The following is a 15,763-nucleotide window of genomic DNA, read 5'->3' as shown; positions in this document are numbered from 1 at the left end:
ACGGCAGGATGGCCTGAGCTATTGGCGGCATGTATGTTCCGATCGCCGCGCGATCAGTTCGGCTTGCCGCTTGCCTTCATCTCAGCGATTTCGCGCAGCGCGTTCGTCAACACGTCGACGGATTGCGCTCCCATCACGGCATATTGTCCTTCGAGGATGAAGCAGGGAACGCCGGTCACGCCCATCTCGCGGGCCATGCCGACCTCCTCCTTGACCGCGTCCTTGTCGGCATCCGAGCCAAGCAACGCCGCAATGACGGGGCGATCGAGCCCGGCCTGCTCGGCGATATCGAGCAGCACGGCGTGATCGCCGACGTTGCGGCCTTCTTCGAAGTTGGCCTTGAACAGCAGGCCGACGACGGCCGACTGCGCTGCCTCGCCGTTGGTCGCGGCCCAGCGGACCAGCCGATGGGCATCAAGCGTGTTCGGGCTGATCTTCACCGCATCGAAATCGAAGGCGATTCCGTCGGCCTTGCCGAGTTCGCGCAACGTGTCGTGGGCGCGGTCGACGGCCGCTTGGCCGCCAAGCTTCTCTGCAAGATGCCGCTTGTGATCGATCCCTTCGGGCGGCAGGTCGGGATTGAGCTGGTACGGACGCCAATTGACCGTGACGAGCACGTCCGGAACGTTGGCAATCGCCTGGTCGAGCCGTGCCTTGCCGAGATAACACCAGGGGCAGACGACGTCCGAGACGACATCGATGCTGACGGTTTGCATGGTGTGGGCGCCTTTCCTTGTTCGGTTGAAGGCGAGATAAGCCGGTTTCATCCGGCTTTCAATGCGTTACCAAAAGGGAACCAACCCTCTATTGCGCGTCTTGATCCCACCAGGTGGGAAGCTGGTAGCCGTAGAGCGGCATGATATCGGGCCGACCGATATGTTTGCGTCGCGCCACCCACTGGGCGTCGAGATGGTAGAGCGGCACCAGATAGGAATTGTTGACGAGCAACCGGTCATGCGCCCGCACCGCCGCTGTGAAGTCCTCGCTCGTTCGGGCCTGCAGGATGTTGTTGACCATCCGGTCGACATCCTTGTCGGCGACGCCGGCGAAGTTGTCGCTTCCCTGCCGGTCCCGTGCTTGCGCGGTCCAGCGCCCGACCTGTTCGACGCCGGGTGACAGCGTCGAGGGGTAGGATTTGATGATCACGTCGTAGTCGAAGGACTGGCTGCGTTGCTGGTACTGCGAATCGTCGACGGTGCGCACCGACGCCTGGATGCCGAGGGGGGCGAGAAAGCGCTGGTAGGCGAGCGCGATCTTTTCCTGGCCGGCGTTCTGGCTCATGATCTCGAAGGCAAGCGGCTTGCCCTGGGGATCGACCATCTTGCCGTCCTTGATCTGGTATCCGGCCTCCCGCATCAGCGAGACCGCGACGCGCAGCACGTTGCGGTCGCGGCCGGAGGCATCGGTGACCGGCAGGCGATAGGTGCCGTCGAGAATCGCCGGGTTGATTCGATCGCGCGCGTCACCGATCAGGCCGAGTTCGCGGTCGTCGGCCGCCGCGCCGAGAAAGCTCAGTGTCGAGTTCTGCCAGTAGCTCTGGGTGCGCGTATAGGCGTTGTCGAAGAGGTTCTTGTTGACCCATTCAAAGTCGAAGACCAGCGCCAGACCTTGCCGAAGCTTGAGGTTGTCGAACATTGGCCTGCGGGTATTGAAGACGATGCCGAGCATGCCGGACGGCGTCTTCGGTGTGAAGGTCTCCTTGACGACGTCGCCGGAACGGACCGCGGGGAAATCGTAGCCGCGCGCCCACTTTGTGGCGCTACCCTCGGGATAGATGTCGATCTCGCCCTTCTTGAAGGCTTCGAACAGCGAGTTTTCCTGGAGGAAGTACTCAACGGAGATCTCGTCGTAATTGTCCTGGCCGACCTTCGACGGCAGGTCCTTCGCCCAGTAGTCTGGATTTCGCTTGTAGACGATGCGCTCGCCCGGTTTCACCTCGGCGACGCGGTAGGGGCCGGAGCCGAGCGGTGGCTTCAACGTGGTCTGATCGAAGGTCGCAAGGTCGATGGCGTGTTTCGGCAGCACAGGCGACAGGCCGAGCAGGAGCGGAAGTTCGCGATCGGCATCTTCGGTGAAAGTGAAGCGCACGCTGCGCTCTCCCACTTTTTCCAGTTTCGCCACCTTGGCCAGGCGGTTGCTGAAGGGAACGCGCCCCTTGTCGCGCAGCAGTTCGAAGGTGAAGATCACGTCCTCGGCGGTGACCGGCTGCCCGTCGGTCCAGCGAGCCTTGGGGTTCAGGTTGAACTGAATGAAGGTCCGGTCGTCGTCCCACTCCACGGTTTCGGCGAGCAGGCCATACATGGTGAAGGCCTCATCGCGCGACCGCTGCATCAGCGATTCGTAGACGAGGTTGCCATATTCCGGATCCCACATGCCGCGCGCGGTCGTGCGCATGCTCTTCAGGATGAAGGGATTGAGGCTGTCGAAGCTGCCGACGACGCCATAGGAGATCTTTCCGCCCTTTTTTACGTCCGGATTGACGTAGGGAAAGTTCTTGAAATCGGCAGGCAGCGCCGGCTCTCCGTGCATGGCAATGGCATGCACGGGAGCGGCTACCGCAGCAGTTCCGAATGAAGTGGTGGTCAGGATCAGCGCCAGACCGGAAAGAATTGCACGCAAGGTCACCTCCCGTGAGGGGTATCAACAGGCCGATTCCCTGAACGTTACCAACGGCGACCGATGAATCCAACCGATCCGTCGCCCAAATTCCGCCCAGTAAGAAGTCAAAAAATGACAGGAAACACTGGATAATCGAAGCGAGCCAATGTAACAGGTGTTTCCGGAAACGGGGTCATGCATTTGCCTTATTTGGCCAACAGGACAACGGCGGCTGACGATACTCACCTGCGGAACGAACTGTTCCGTTACCGGATTTCAGGAGACGGAATCACAATGATCTTCAAGTCGAATATTACAAGACGTTCGGGCATGGCTGCGCTGGCGCTCACGGTAGCTGCTGCGGGCGTTCCGAACGTTGCGTCTGCACAGCAGGCCGGCGGCAAGCCGCCGCAGGGCTGGTTCAAGGTCTGCACCAAGCAGGAAGACAACGATGTCTGCATCGTTCAGAACCTCCTGACCGCCAACAACGGCCAGCTCGTGACCGCCGTCGGTCTCATCACCGTTTCCGGCAAGGTCAACCGCAAGATCATGCAGGTTTCCGTACCGTCCGCGCGTCTCATTCCGACCGGCGTTCAGATGCAGATCGACGGCGGCAAGCCGGTCAAGCTCGACTATGCCATCTGCATGCCCGACAAGTGTGTTGCCGAAGCCCCGCTTTCCGATCAGCTGATCGCCAGCCTGAAGAAGGGCAATGAGGTCGTCTTCACCTCGGTCAACTTCCAGCGCGCTCCGAACCCGATCAAGATGGCCCTCACGGGCTTCACCGGTGTATTCGACGGCGAGCCGATCGAGCAGTCGCAACTCGAAGAGCGTCAGCGCCTGCTGCAGGAAGAAATGCAGAAGAAGGCCGAGGACGCACGCAAGAAGCTTGAAGAAGCCCAGAAGGCTGCCAAGCAGAACTAAGCGGCGCTCCGCGAACTCATAAAGAAACGCCCGGACCGCAAGGTCCGGGCGTTTTCATTTGTTCGAGAGCGAAGTGCCTTAGTGGCGGAACGTCGCCTTGGGCTTGTAGTGACCGACGCCATCCTTGTCGAAAAGGGCATCGACTTGCGCGTGGCGCATGGGCCGGTCGCTGTCGTCGAATTCCAGGTTCTGCTCGGAGACATAGGCGACATACTCGCTGTCGTCGTTCTCGGCGAACAGGTGATAGAAGGGCTGATCCTTGCTCGGGCGGATCTCCTGCGGAATGGCGTTCCACCACTCCTCGGTGTTGGCGTATTCCGGATCGACGTCGAAAATGACGCCGCGGAACGGGAAAACCCGATGGCGAACCACCTGTCCGATCTCGAATTTGGCGTTTCTCTGTTTCATGACGCAACACATCCTTTCAGGAGATTATCTGGGTTGGCGAACCCAAAACATCAATAGGGAATTCCCTTCCGCCTTCCGTTGATCGATCTCGCGCCGCGCGTCCCGCGGACGCGCAAAGGTTGTCGGCAACATAATATCACACAATTCGACAGTTTCGTGCTGCTCCTCGCTCGGGCTTGCGCTCGTCTGCGCCAAAGAAAAGGCCGGCGGCTCCGATTGGGGAGCCGCCGGCCTTGAGCCTTGTTCGAGCCGATGATCGACGCCACCGGTCTCAACGGTCTTAGACCGAGTAGTACATGTCGTACTCGACCGGATGCGGGGTCATTTCGAAGCGCATGACTTCCTGCATCTTCAGTTCGATGAAGGAATCGATCTGGTCGTCGTCGAAGACGCCGCCGGCCGTCAGGTACTTGCGGTCCTTGTCGAGGCTCTCAAGTGCTTCGCGCAGCGAGCCGCAGACGGTCGGAATCTTCTTCAGCTCCTTCGGCGGCAGGTCATAGAGGTCCTTGTCCATGGCCTTGCCCGGGTGCAGCTTGTTCTTGATGCCGTCGAGGCCGGCCATCAGCATGGCTGCAAAGGCGAGGTAGGGGTTGGCGGTCGGATCCGGGAAGCGGACTTCGACGCGCTTGGCCTTCGGGTTGGTGCCGAACGGAATGCGGCAGGAAGCCGAACGGTTGCGCGCCGAGTAGGCGAGCAGAACCGGTGCCTCGTAGCCCGGGACGAGACGCTTGTAGGAGTTCGTCGACGGGTTGGTGAAGGCGTTCAGCGACTTGGCGTGCTTGATGATGCCGCCGATGAAGTAGAGGCAGGTCTCCGAAAGGCCGGCATATTCGTCACCGGCGAAGGTCGGCTTTCCGTCCTTCCAGATCGACAGATGCACGTGCATGCCCGAGCCGTTGTCGCCGAAGATCGGCTTCGGCATGAAGGTTGCCGTCTTGCCATAGGCATTGGCGACCTGGTGCACGACGTACTTGTAGATCTGCATCTTGTCGGCGTTGCGAACGAGCGCGTCGAACTTGACGCCGAGCTCGTGCTGGGCGGCCGCCACTTCGTGGTGGTGCTTTTCGACCGTCACGCCCATTTCGGTGAGTACCGTCAGCATTTCCGAGCGCATGTCCTGGCAGCTGTCGATCGGCGGAACCGGGAAGTAGCCGCCCTTGACGCGCGGACGGTGGCCGAGGTTGCCGGTCTCATAGTCGGTGTCGTCGTTCGACGGCAGTTCCGAGGAGTCGAGCTTGAAGCCGGTGTTGTACGGGTCGGCCTTGTACTTGACGTCGTCGAAGACGAAGAATTCGGCTTCCGGGCCGACGAACACGGTGTCGCCGATGCCGGAGGCCTTGAGGTAGGCTTCCGCCTTCTTGGCCGTGCCGCGCGGGTCGCGGTTATAGGCTTCGCCCGAAACCGGATCGAGAATGTCGCAGATGATGACCATCGTCGACTGCGCGAAGAACGGGTCCATATGCGCTGTTTCCGGATCGGGCATCAGCACCATGTCGGACTCGTTGATGGCCTTCCAGCCGCCAATCGAGGAGCCGTCGAACATGACGCCATCGGCGAACATGTCTTCGTCGACGCAGACGACGTCCATCGTCACGTGCTGCAGCTTGCCCTTGGGATCGGTAAAGCGCAGGTCGACGAACTTGACGTCGTTGTCCTTGATTTGCTTCAGAATATCGCTTGCAGTCGTCATTTGCCGTTATTCCCTGTGTGAGATGACGAGGTTTGAAAAGAACCGGGCCGGACGGCCCGTGATGTCAGATGGCGTCGAGGCCGGTTTCGCCCGTGCGAATTCGGATGACTTCTTCCACATTGGAAACGAAAATCTTTCCGTCACCAATGCGGCCGGTTTGCGCGGCGTTGCGGATCGCCTCGATGACGGCCTCCGCGTTTTCATCCGCCAGCACGACTTCGACCTTAACCTTCGGCAGGAAGTCCACCACGTATTCCGCGCCGCGATACAGCTCCGTGTGACCCTTCTGCCGCCCGAAGCCCTTGGCTTCTGTGACGGTGATACCCTGCAGGCCGACTTCCTGAAGGGCTTCCTTCACTTCGTCGAGCTTGAAGGGCTTAATGATCGCTTCGATCTTTTTCATGAGAAAATGTCTCTCCGCTTCTCCCTTGAAAGCAGGATCATGCCCGCTCGCTCTGAATATGCACGTTGCATGCCAGTTTTTCTGCGAAAATCTGTCAGAACGACAAAAAATCTGCTGCCGGCGGGCCGAATGCGGGATTTCCATGCCTTCGGCGGGGCGCAATCTGCCTATTTTTTGTAATTTTCGATCGAAAGATGTCCGTCTCTAGTGGCAGCGCCAACCCGGTGCGCTCGCAAAGCTCGTTATTTGAGCACTAAATATGTGCAAATGCAGAATTTATGAGCAAACTATCGCCGGGATCGAACTCTTGCTTCACGCGCTCGGGCATGGATAAGTCTGGGAATGCGCTTAGAACTTCAGCACGTCCTGGTCACGCCCTCCGAAATGACGACGATCGATCGGGCGGCTGCGCAATCCGGCATCGATAGCTTCGCTCTGATGCGCAACGCCGGGCTGGCGGTGACGGCGGCGGCCCTGCGATATTTCCCGGATGCCCGCCGCTTCGCCGTGCTCTGCGGCCCGGGCAACAATGGCGGCGATGGCTATGTTGCAGCCCGCGGTCTCGCCGAAAGTGGGGCGGATGTCGCGGTGTTCGTCCTCGCCGATCCCGCCAGGCTTCAAGGCGATGCAGCGCGGGCCTGGTCCGACTGGAGTGGTCCTGCCGCGCCAATCTCTGCATTCGAACCACAGGCTGGCGATGTCGTCATCGATGCGCTCTTTGGGGCTGGCTTGTCACGCGACCTCCCGGACGACGTCGTTCACCTTATAGAACGGGTCAATGCCAGCGGCGTCCCGGTCGTCGCCATCGATCTGCCGAGCGGCATCGACGGCCGGACCGGCGAGATCCGGGGCGCCGCCTTTGCCGCCCGCCACACCGTCACGTTCATGGCGCCAAAGCCCGGTCATTGGCTTCTGCCCGGGCGATCCCTCTGCGGCACACTCGAGGTATTCGACATCGGCATTCCCCAGCGCATCGTGCGCGCCGGCGCAGGTTCGCTGCGCCTCAACGCACCGTCCGTCTGGGCGGACTGGGCGGCCGAACTTGCGGCGTCGACGCACAAGTTCAAGCGGGGCCATCTCGTCGTCTTCTCGGGCGATCGTCAGGCCACGGGCGCGGCGCGCCTTTCGGCGGCGGCGGGCCTTGCTGCCGGCGCAGGCCTGGTCACCGTTGCCACGGGCAAGGCGGCGCTCGGCATCAATGCATCGCAATTGACAGCGGTGATGGTGAAGGAAGTCGATGGCAAGCGTGACCTTACCAAATGGCTGCAGGACCAGCGCCTGGGTAGCTTCGTCCTTGGGCCGGGTTTCGGCATCGGCAAGAAGGCGAGGGACTTTGCGCTTGCGCTCTGCGATCGCTCTCTGGTGCTCGACGCCGACGGCATCACATCGTTCCAGGCGAACCCCGGCGAACTCTTCGCGGCTCTGGCGAGAGCTGGAGGCCAGATGGTCATGACGCCGCACGAAGGCGAGTTCGCCCGCCTCTTTCCCGAGATTGCCGGTGATGACGGGCTTTCGAAGATCGAGAAGGCACAGGCCGCGGCGCGGGCGAGCCATGCGGTAATCGTCTACAAGGGCGCCGACACGGTCGTTGCCGCACCGGACGGACGGGCCGTCGTCAATAACAATGCGCCGCCGTGGCTGGCGACCGCTGGATCGGGAGACGTTCTTGCCGGCATCGTCGGTGCGCACCTGGCGCAGGGGATGCCGGCCTTCGAGGCGGCGGCCGCCGCGGTCTGGCGCCATGGCGCGGCCGGCACACAGGCGGGGCGGGGCTTGACCGCCGAAACGCTGATCGGCGCGATACCGCCGATCACTTGATCGAAACTCGCGAACCGACAAGCCACCTCTCTTGAGGCGCCACTCGCCGTGTCCGGCTCAGATGCACTGTCAGCCGCGCGTGCCCTTGGCGATCGGCTCCTGGTAGGTGAAGCCCAAGTCCCAGGGGAAATAGATCCAGGTGTCCTGGCTGACCTCGGTCACGAAGGTATCGACGAGCGGGCGGCCTTTCGGCTTGGCGTAGACGGCAGCAAAATGCGCCTTCGGCAGCATGGCGCGCACCTCTGCTGCGGTCTTGCCGGTGTCGGTCAGGTCGTCGACGATCAGCACGCCTTCGCCGCCGTCCTTGGTGATTTCAGGCGTGATGCCCTTCAGCACCTTCATCTGCCCCTGCGTGTCGTAGTCATGGTAGGAGGCGACGCAGACGGTTTCGATCATCCGGATATTGAGTTCGCGCGAAATGATCGCAGCCGGAACCAGGCCGCCACGGGTGATGCAAACCATGGCACGCCATTCCTGGCCGTTGTCGGCCAGCCGCCAGGCAAGCGCCCGGGCATCGCGGTGGAACTGGTCCCAGGAAACGGGAAAGGCTTTATCGGGCAGCGACATGGGTGGGCTCCGGCTTGTCTGAACGAGGGTAAGGCGAAGCGTCCGGCAGATCGGGCAGGCGGGAACGCGTCATCCTGATTTGCCCACATGCAATAACGGCATTGAGGCCCCAAGTGCAAGGGCTTCGCACTATCCCTTTGCCCGCGCGGCGGCGATTGCCTGGATCATTGCCTGGACATCGGCCTCCGCTGCAGCAAGCGCTTCCGGATCGCGGGCCCGCACCACGATATCCGTCGAGAAGGTCTTGCCGTCGAACTTCGGGTAGGAGCCGATGCTCGTCTCCGGATGGTTCTTCTGCACCTCCGTCAGTGGGCTGCCGATATCGCCTTCGCCGAAGGGCGAGCGCACGGTTCGCGAGAGCAGGGGCGAACCGACATTCAGACCAGGCAGCAGAGTGTCGAGCATAGCCTGGAAGACCTGCGGCACGCCGGCCATGACATGCACGTTGCCGATGGCGAAACCCGGCGCCGTCGATACCGGGTTCGGGATGTGACGCGCGCCGAGCGGCATGCGCGCCATGCGCTTGCGCGCGTCGGTAAACTCCATGCCCCGGCGTTCGTACATCGCGCCAAGCAGCGCCATCGCCTCCGGCTCGTAGACGCATTCGACGCCGAAGGCGCGAGACACGGCATCGGCCGTGATGTCGTCATGGGTCGGGCCGATGCCGCCGGACGTAAAGACGTAATCGTAGCGGCTGCGCACCGCATTGATCGCCTCGACGATCGCCGCCTCGTCGTCGGCGACGATGCGCACTTCCTTGAGGTCGATGCCGACCATGGTCATCATGTCGGCGAGGTGACCGATGTTCTTGTCCTTCGTTCGGCCCGACAGAAGTTCGTCGCCGATGGCGACCATGGCGGCTGTGACGATTGTTGTGCTGCTCATCGGTAATTCCATCTATTTAAGCTTATCGTTTAACAGTGAGTTGTTATTGTTCGAGAGATGAGAACAGTCTGTTTCCCGGATAGCTCCTGGCAGGCGGCCGCATTTTGATAAATCTTCCCGGCGGCAGTGATCAAGTGGGATCGCTTGAATCCAAAGGAGCATTTTATGGCCAAGGTTCTTGTTCTCTATTATTCGGCGTATGGACATATCGAAACCATGGCCTATGCCGTGGCCGAGGGTGCGAAATCGGCTGGCGCCGAAGTGGACGTGAAGCGCGTCCCCGAATTGGTGTCGGAGGAGGTTGCCAAGGCTTCGTACTACAAGCTCGACCAGGCCGCACCGGTCGCCAATGTCGAAGAGCTTGCCCAATACGACGCAATCATCTTCGGCGCCGGCACGCGCTTCGGCACGGTTGCCTCGCAGATGCGCAACTTCATCGATCAGACCGGCAGCCTGTGGGCCAAGGGCAAGCTCGTCGGCAAGGTCGGTTCGGTCTTCACGTCGTCTGCGACCCAGCACGGCGGTCAGGAGTCCACCATCCTCGGCTTCATTCCGACGCTGATGCATCACGGCATGGTGGTCGCCGGTCTACCCTATGCCTTCCAGGGCCAGATGGGTATCGACGAAATCAAGGGCGGCTCGCCCTATGGCGCCTCGACGATCACCGATGGCGACGGCTCGCGCCAGCCGTCCGAGGTCGAACTCCAGGCTGCCCGCTTCCAGGGCGCACACGTCGCCAAGATCGCCGCGAAGCTTTCGGCCTGATCAGTTCGACCTAATCGTTTCAAGAGCTTAGGCGGCGCCGCAAGGCGCCGCCTTTCTGTTTTGCGGCTAGCCATTCCGGGTGATTCGCGAATGTGGCAATTCGTACCACACTTGTGCTAAGATCCGCCGCGTTCGGCATTGAGTATGCCTTTGACGAGGAGGAATGCAGGGCTGTGCGGCAACGGCCCGCCGAGGACGGGAAACGTCTTTCGGATTACTGGGAGGGAAGTATGGCGCGGATTACTTACACCATCGTTCCTCATGACGGCGGATGGGCCTACAAGGCTGCCGACGCCTTTTCGGAACCCTTTCCTGACCGCGAAATGGCGCTTGCCGCCGCCAAGGCAGCCGCCGCCGAACAACAGGTCGGTGGTGACGACGAAGAGATCAGCTTCCAGGACGAACAGGGCAACTGGCACTTCGAACACACGGATGGCGGCGATCGACCCGAAGCGACCGTCGAGGACGGCTGAAACGGTCAAGGCGACCGGCTCACTGCGAACACATAGCGTTTAGTATTGCGTGCACACCACTTCTCCATGGAGGGTATTCGATGCACTACAGCGTTCAGATCTTCACCTGGACCCCGCGGCAGGGTGTCCACCAGGTCGGATCGGCAATCGAGGTGGACGCCCCCAATTCGAAGGCGGCAGCGGTCTCGCTTCTCGGCCTCAGGCTGGAAAACCAGGGATGCGCAACGAAGCTCGCCGTTCGCGTATGGCACGATGATGCCTACCAGGCCGAATGCGATTGTTATTACTACAATAGCTGAGCGGCCATTCTCGCCGGCGCAACGTCTCGCTCTCCTGCGAGAGTTGGGTGCGCGTCGCCTATTGAATCTTTAAAAACCGATTGCCTGGTGCGGGCGGCGGGGATCGAACCCGCACAGCCAAGGCCGAGGGATTTTAAGTCCCTTGCGTCTACCAGTTTCGCCACGCCCGCAATCGCCCCTAGATCAATCACTTGGGCTGCTGCGTCAAGGGGATGGGAACAGCTTTCCCGACCGTCCCGCAAAATCCGGTTGTAATCCCGGCATTTCCGGCCGGGGCAACAGCCCGGCAGGGAAATCGCGCTCTCGACCTTAGTCGGTTGGTGGCCTCCTTGGCCGGAGGAGCCGATGTGATCAGGCCTGCCGACGCACGGCAAACGCCCTATTTGGCAGGCCGAGTCGGCGTTCTATTCTACGTACCGCAGATTGTGGAGGAACTGAATCCTGCGTTTCGGGCAGTCGGTCGCCATGCTAAGTCGATTACATCGTAAAGTTGCAAGGCGAAGAAACGCCACGTTCATTGCTTCTGGATTGAGGGCCGTGGTTTCGGGCCGTCGCAGTCATCTACGGGTTGCCGTCGCCCTGATGAGCCTCGTCCGGCGCAAGGGACTTAAAACCCCTTGTCCGGCAAGTTCATGTCGACGCCGGTCGACTGCGCCCCGTCACAACGTTGGGTGAGACCGCCGTTGCTTGAGCTTAGTCCTTCAAGCCACGAACGAGCTCGGCCAGTCCTCCGAGGTCTTCAAGTTCGCGGAAGCGCGGGTGTTTCTCCGGCTTGTCATGGTGCTCGAACGACCAGGTCAGCGCATGGGGGACGTAGACACCCCAGCTGCCGGCATCGAGCGCTGGCACGATATCGGACTTCAGCGAATTGCCGACCATCAGGCTTTTCGGCGCGCCATCGCCGTGACGGCGGAAGATGCGGTCGTAGGTGGCGGCGTTCTTGTCGCTGACGATCTCGACGGCGTCGAAATAGTCGCCGAGGCCGGAGGCGGCGAGCTTGCGCTCCTGGTCGAAAAGGTCGCCCTTGGTGATCATGACAAGACGAAAATGGCCATGAAGCGCGTCGAGGGTTTCTTTGACATGCGGCAGCGGTTCGACCGGATGCACGAGCATGTCGCGCCCGGCCGAGAGGATCTCGGCAATGACGGAGGAGGGCACCTTGCCGTCGGTGACGTCGACGGCGGTTTCGACCATGGAGAGCACGAAGCCCTTGATGCCGAAGCCGTAGAGGCCGAGGTTGCGCTTCTCTGCGGCAAGCAGCCGGTCGGAGAGGTGTTCGGTGTCGGTGTGGGCACTCAGGAGTTCGGCGAAGCGCGCTTCCGTCAGCCGGAAGAACTGCTCGTTCTGCCAGAGTGTATCGTCGGCGTCGAAGCCGACGGTCGTCACTGCATGGGGCATGGTGTTATGGTCCGGCAATCTTGAACGGTTGGTCGACGCTGGCGCTTTTGCCGCTGTTGACGTCATTGAAATGGAAGCGCAGCACATAGTCGCCGGCCGGTGCGCCGGAGACGTCGATGGTCAGCGTCGAATAGATTTCCTGGTTTCTGAGGTGGCCGGTGAAGGTGAAATCACCGAACGCCTTCTGGCCTGCGAGCACGTCGCCCTTCGGGTTGAGAATATCAAAATCCACGGTGAAGTGGCTTTCGAGCTGGCCCTTCGTTGCCGACTCCTTCCAGGTGAGGCCGATCGGCTCGATATAGGAGATCAACGACTCTCCCTCCTTGAAGACCGAGCCCTCACGCGGGTCATACATGGCGTAGCCGGCCGGTGCCTTGGTCACGAAAACCGCCCTACCGATCGCCAGCGGCAGCGTTTGCGAGAAATCGCTCATCGCCTGGCGCAGCAGGTCATGGGCCTTCGCCGCGTCGCCGGAAGCCGCGAGCTTCTCGGCTTGGGCGGCCGCTTCGGCAAGCGGGCCTGCCTGTACGGCGAGACCGGTCGAAAGCGCCGCTGCGGCGGTCAGCAACGCCAGAAGCCCCATATGTTTCACCATGACGTTCCCCCATCGCCGGTTCCGACCGACTTTCGGCATCTGCTGCACCAAGTCAAGACGATAGGGCCGGCGCGCGAATGGTCAATGCTTCCAGAAGACCGGCGTCAGGATTACCAGCACGGTCAGCACTTCGAGACGACCGAGCAGCATCATCAACGACAGCAGATAGAGTTCGGGATCGCCGAGCGTCGAGAAGTTGCCGGCCGGCCCGATGATCGGCCCGAGGCCCGGGCCGACATTGGAGAGGCAGGTGATGACCGCCGAAGTCGCGGTGACCAGATCGTAGCCGAGCGCGCCCATGGCGAGACTGCCGAGCACCCACAGTAGAATGTAGGTGATGAAGAACAGGAAGATGGAACGTTGCGTGTCCGCGTCGACGGCGTTGCCGCCATAGCGCACCGCATAGATCGCATTGGGGTAGACGAGTTTGTTCAGTCCCGAACGGATCGCGTTGAAGAGCACGATGAAGCGATAGGCCTTGATACCGCCGGCGGTCGATCCGGAACATCCGCCCATGAAGGTGGCGATAAAGGCGGCGATGACGACGAACGGTCCCCAGAGGCTGTAGTCCTGGCTGGCATAGCCGCTGGTCGAGAGGATCGAGGTGATGTTGAAGAAGGAATGCGCCAGCGCCAGGTGGAATTCCACGCCATTGGCAAGCCGGTGGTAGACGGCGACGGCGATCGAGAATGCAGAGAGATAGCCGAGGAACACGATGATTTGCGGGTCGCGCAGCGCGTCGAGTCTTCCGCGCGCGACGAGCACGATCAGGATCGAAAAGGGCAGGCTGCAGAGCGCCATGAAGAAGGTGGCGGTCCAGAGCAGCGGTATGCTGCCGAAATAGGCGAAGGATGCGTCATGGGTGGAGAACCCGCCGGTCGCCACCGTCGACATCGCGTGGTTGATCGCATCGAAGCGGTTCATGCCGGTGAGGAAGTAACCGATCGTGCATAGCAGGGTGATGACGACGTAGATCGCCAGGAAGGCGCGGCTGAAGCTGGCGAGCCGGGCAAAGGGTTTGTCGCCGGTGTCGGAGGACTCCATCTTGAAGAACGACATGCCGCCCACCCTGAGATAAGGGATGATGAACAGCCCGAGCACGACGATGCCGATGCCGCCAAGCCAGCAGAGCAGTGAACGCCAGACGAGAAGCCCCGGCGGCGCATCGTCGAGACCGACGATCACGGTTGCGCCTGTCGTGGTGATTGCCGACACGGATTCGAACAGCGCCTGAGCAAAGTCGAGCTTCATGGACGACAGCCAGAGTGGGATCGCGCCGACCACGGAAAACACAGCCCAGAGCATGTTGACGAGGACGAAGCCGAACTTCTTCGAAAACGGCGGCGGCCCCATGCGCGTGGCCATGAAGGTCGCCAGCGAAAGGCCGCCGACCATGAAGGACGAGGCGGCAAAAATCTGCCAGTCCGGGTGTCCGTAATAGAGGTCGACCATCGCCGGCACCAGCATGGCGCAGGCAAGATAAATGCCGAGGATCGCCGAGATGTGCACGGCATGCCGGATGAGGGTTGCGTTCAAGCGTTCATTTCCTGGAAATCAATGCGGCATACCGGCCGGACAGGTGCTGCCCATTTTCAACGCCGGCCCGATTCGAGTCAAAGCCATGGCTTCGGGCGTTGTGATGTGCAATAGCGACGGCCAGCGACCAACTCAACGGAAGACCGTACGTGATGAAGCAGGATGTCGAAACCGCAACCGAAGCCTTGCGGGAGATCTTCCCGCCGACGCCGCTGCAGCTCAACGAGCACTTGAGCGCACGCTATGGCGCCAACATCTACCTCAAGCGCGAGGATCTTTCGCCGGTTCGCTCCTACAAGATCCGCGGCGCCTTCAATTTCTTCCGCAAGGCGATCGGCGCCGGCGCTTCGGGCAAGACCTTCGTCTGCGCCTCGGCCGGCAACCATGCCCAGGGCTTCGCTTTCGTCTGCCGTCATTTCGGCGTGCCGGGTGTCGTCTTCATGCCGGTGACGACGCCGCAGCAGAAGATCGACAAGACTAGGATGTTCGGCGGCGAATTCATCACCATCAAGCTGGTCGGCGATATCTTCGACCAGTGCTACAAGGCGGCCCGCGACCACGTGGACGCGATCGGCGGCGTCATGGTGCCGCCTTTCGATCACGCCGACATCATCGAGGGGCAGGCAAGTGTTGCGGCGGAAATTGCCTGGCAGTTGCCGGAGGGCGTAGTGCCCGATCTCGTCGTGCTGCCGGTCGGCGGTGGCGGACTTGCCGCGGGCGTCACCGGCTACCTCAAGGATAAGGTCGCGGCTGATCACTTCGTGTTCTGCGAACCGGTCGGCGCGCCCAGCCTGCGCGAAAGCCTGGAAACCGGCAGCGTGGTGACCCTCGACCAGGTCGACAACTTCGTCGACGGTGCCGCTGTCGGGCGGATCGGCGATCTGAACTTTGCAGCACTTCGGCGTTTCTCGCCCGACCAGGTCATGCTCCTGGCGGAGAATGCCATCTGCCTGACGATCGTGGACATGCTGAATGTCGAAGGCGTCGTGCTCGAGCCGGCTGGCGCCCTTTCGATCTCGGCGCTGGAAATGCTGGGGCCCGAAAAGCTTGCCGGCAAGACGGTGGTCGCCGTCGTTTCCGGCGGCAATTTCGATTTCGAGCGCCTGCCCGACGTCAAGGAGCGCGCGATGCGCCATGCCGGCCTCAAGAAGTACTTTATCCTGCGCATGGCGCAGCGACCGGGGGCCCTTCGCGATTTCCTCAATCTGCTCGGTGACGAGGACGACATCTCGCGCTTCGAATATCTGAAGAAGTCGGCCCGCAACTTCGGCTCCATCCTGATCGGCATCGAGACCAAACATGCCGAGAACTTCCCGGTGCTGAAGGCCCGCTTCGACGCCGCCGGGCTTCGCTACCAGGACATCACCGAGAACGAGATCCTCTCCAATCTGATCATCTGATGAG

General features: G+C 61.4%; 16 protein-coding genes and 1 tRNA gene. 6 read left to right on the top strand and 11 right to left on the bottom strand.

The window, feature by feature from the left end:
* Positions 1-53 precede the first annotated feature (53 nt).
* On the bottom strand, positions 54-716 hold the full coding sequence (locus XB14_RS09120) for a DsbA family oxidoreductase (RefSeq protein WP_077961944.1): 663 nt from the start codon (positions 714-716) through the stop codon (positions 54-56).
* Between the two features lie 88 nt (positions 717-804).
* Positions 805-2,619: an extracellular solute-binding protein gene (locus XB14_RS09115; protein ID WP_077961283.1), complete on the bottom strand. Its 1,815-nt coding sequence runs from the start codon at positions 2,617-2,619 to the stop codon at positions 805-807.
* 273 nt (positions 2,620-2,892) lie between these two features.
* On the opposite strand from XB14_RS09115, the gene XB14_RS09110 reads away from it, so the two are divergent.
* A complete protein-coding gene (locus XB14_RS09110; RefSeq protein WP_077961282.1) occupies positions 2,893-3,522 on the top strand; it encodes an invasion associated locus B family protein in 630 nt (209 codons plus the stop codon).
* 78 nt (positions 3,523-3,600) lie between these two features.
* On the opposite strand, the gene hspQ is transcribed toward XB14_RS09110, so the two are convergent.
* From hspQ to XB14_RS09095, 3 genes are all read right to left on the bottom strand, one after another.
* Entirely contained in the window at positions 3,601-3,930 is a 330-nt protein-coding gene (hspQ, locus tag XB14_RS09105) for a heat shock protein HspQ (RefSeq protein ID WP_077961281.1), read from the bottom strand.
* Between the two features lie 280 nt (positions 3,931-4,210).
* Positions 4,211-5,620: a type I glutamate--ammonia ligase gene (gene glnA / locus XB14_RS09100; protein ID WP_077961280.1), complete on the bottom strand. Its 1,410-nt coding sequence runs from the start codon at positions 5,618-5,620 to the stop codon at positions 4,211-4,213.
* 64 nt (positions 5,621-5,684) lie between these two features.
* Complete coding sequence (locus tag XB14_RS09095; protein ID WP_003528058.1) at positions 5,685-6,023, bottom strand: P-II family nitrogen regulator; 339 nt, start codon at positions 6,021-6,023, stop codon at positions 5,685-5,687.
* Between the two features lie 342 nt (positions 6,024-6,365).
* On the opposite strand from XB14_RS09095, the gene XB14_RS09090 reads away from it, so the two are divergent.
* Entirely contained in the window at positions 6,366-7,841 is a 1,476-nt protein-coding gene (locus tag XB14_RS09090; RefSeq protein ID WP_077961279.1) for an NAD(P)H-hydrate dehydratase, read from the top strand.
* Between the two features lie 69 nt (positions 7,842-7,910).
* On the opposite strand, the gene gpt is transcribed toward XB14_RS09090, so the two are convergent.
* Together gpt and XB14_RS09080 are read right to left on the bottom strand one after the other, a co-directional pair.
* Positions 7,911-8,408 (bottom strand): xanthine phosphoribosyltransferase, encoded by a 498-nt coding sequence (gene gpt / locus XB14_RS09085; protein WP_034791068.1) that lies wholly within the window; start codon positions 8,406-8,408, stop codon positions 7,911-7,913.
* A gap of 129 nt (positions 8,409-8,537) precedes the next feature.
* Positions 8,538-9,293, bottom strand: coding sequence for a competence/damage-inducible protein A (locus XB14_RS09080; protein WP_077961278.1), 756 nt, complete (start codon positions 9,291-9,293; stop codon positions 8,538-8,540).
* A gap of 165 nt (positions 9,294-9,458) precedes the next feature.
* Between XB14_RS09080 and wrbA the strand changes: the two genes are divergently transcribed.
* The 3 genes from wrbA to XB14_RS09065 all read left to right on the top strand — a co-directional run bounded on the left by wrbA (position 9,459) and on the right by XB14_RS09065 (position 10,830).
* Entirely contained in the window at positions 9,459-10,058 is a 600-nt protein-coding gene (wrbA, locus tag XB14_RS09075; protein WP_077961277.1) for an NAD(P)H:quinone oxidoreductase, read from the top strand.
* Positions 10,059-10,288: 230 nt separating this feature from the next.
* Positions 10,289-10,531: a DUF2188 domain-containing protein gene (locus XB14_RS09070; protein ID WP_077961276.1), complete on the top strand. Its 243-nt coding sequence runs from the start codon at positions 10,289-10,291 to the stop codon at positions 10,529-10,531.
* Between the two features lie 80 nt (positions 10,532-10,611).
* Positions 10,612-10,830, top strand: a complete 219-nt coding sequence (locus tag XB14_RS09065) for a hypothetical protein (protein WP_077961275.1) — start codon at positions 10,612-10,614, stop codon at positions 10,828-10,830.
* Between the two features lie 85 nt (positions 10,831-10,915).
* On the opposite strand, the gene XB14_RS09060 is transcribed toward XB14_RS09065, so the two are convergent.
* The 4 genes from XB14_RS09060 to XB14_RS09045 all read right to left on the bottom strand — a co-directional run bounded on the left by XB14_RS09060 (position 10,916) and on the right by XB14_RS09045 (position 14,359).
* Positions 10,916-11,000 (bottom strand) — tRNA-Leu (locus XB14_RS09060).
* Between the two features lie 523 nt (positions 11,001-11,523).
* On the bottom strand, positions 11,524-12,228 hold the full coding sequence (locus XB14_RS09055; RefSeq protein ID WP_077961274.1) for an HAD family hydrolase: 705 nt from the start codon (positions 12,226-12,228) through the stop codon (positions 11,524-11,526).
* A gap of 4 nt (positions 12,229-12,232) precedes the next feature.
* Complete coding sequence (locus XB14_RS09050) at positions 12,233-12,823, bottom strand: hypothetical protein (RefSeq protein WP_077961273.1); 591 nt, start codon at positions 12,821-12,823, stop codon at positions 12,233-12,235.
* A gap of 81 nt (positions 12,824-12,904) precedes the next feature.
* Complete coding sequence (locus XB14_RS09045; protein WP_077961272.1) at positions 12,905-14,359, bottom strand: TrkH family potassium uptake protein; 1,455 nt, start codon at positions 14,357-14,359, stop codon at positions 12,905-12,907.
* 152 nt (positions 14,360-14,511) lie between these two features.
* Between XB14_RS09045 and ilvA the strand changes: the two genes are divergently transcribed.
* The gene (gene ilvA, locus XB14_RS09040) at positions 14,512-15,759 is read left to right on the top strand and encodes a threonine ammonia-lyase (RefSeq protein ID WP_077961271.1); all 1,248 of its coding nucleotides are present in this window, start codon (positions 14,512-14,514) and stop codon (positions 15,757-15,759) included.
* Positions 15,760-15,763: the final 4 nt, after the last annotated feature.

This window comes from Ensifer adhaerens (assembly GCF_002007205.1).
Taxonomy (GTDB): Bacteria; Pseudomonadota; Alphaproteobacteria; order Rhizobiales; family Rhizobiaceae; genus Ensifer; species Ensifer adhaerens_D.
Note: the sequence above shows the minus strand (reverse complement) of the source record. Positions and strands in the feature narration are given on the sequence as shown.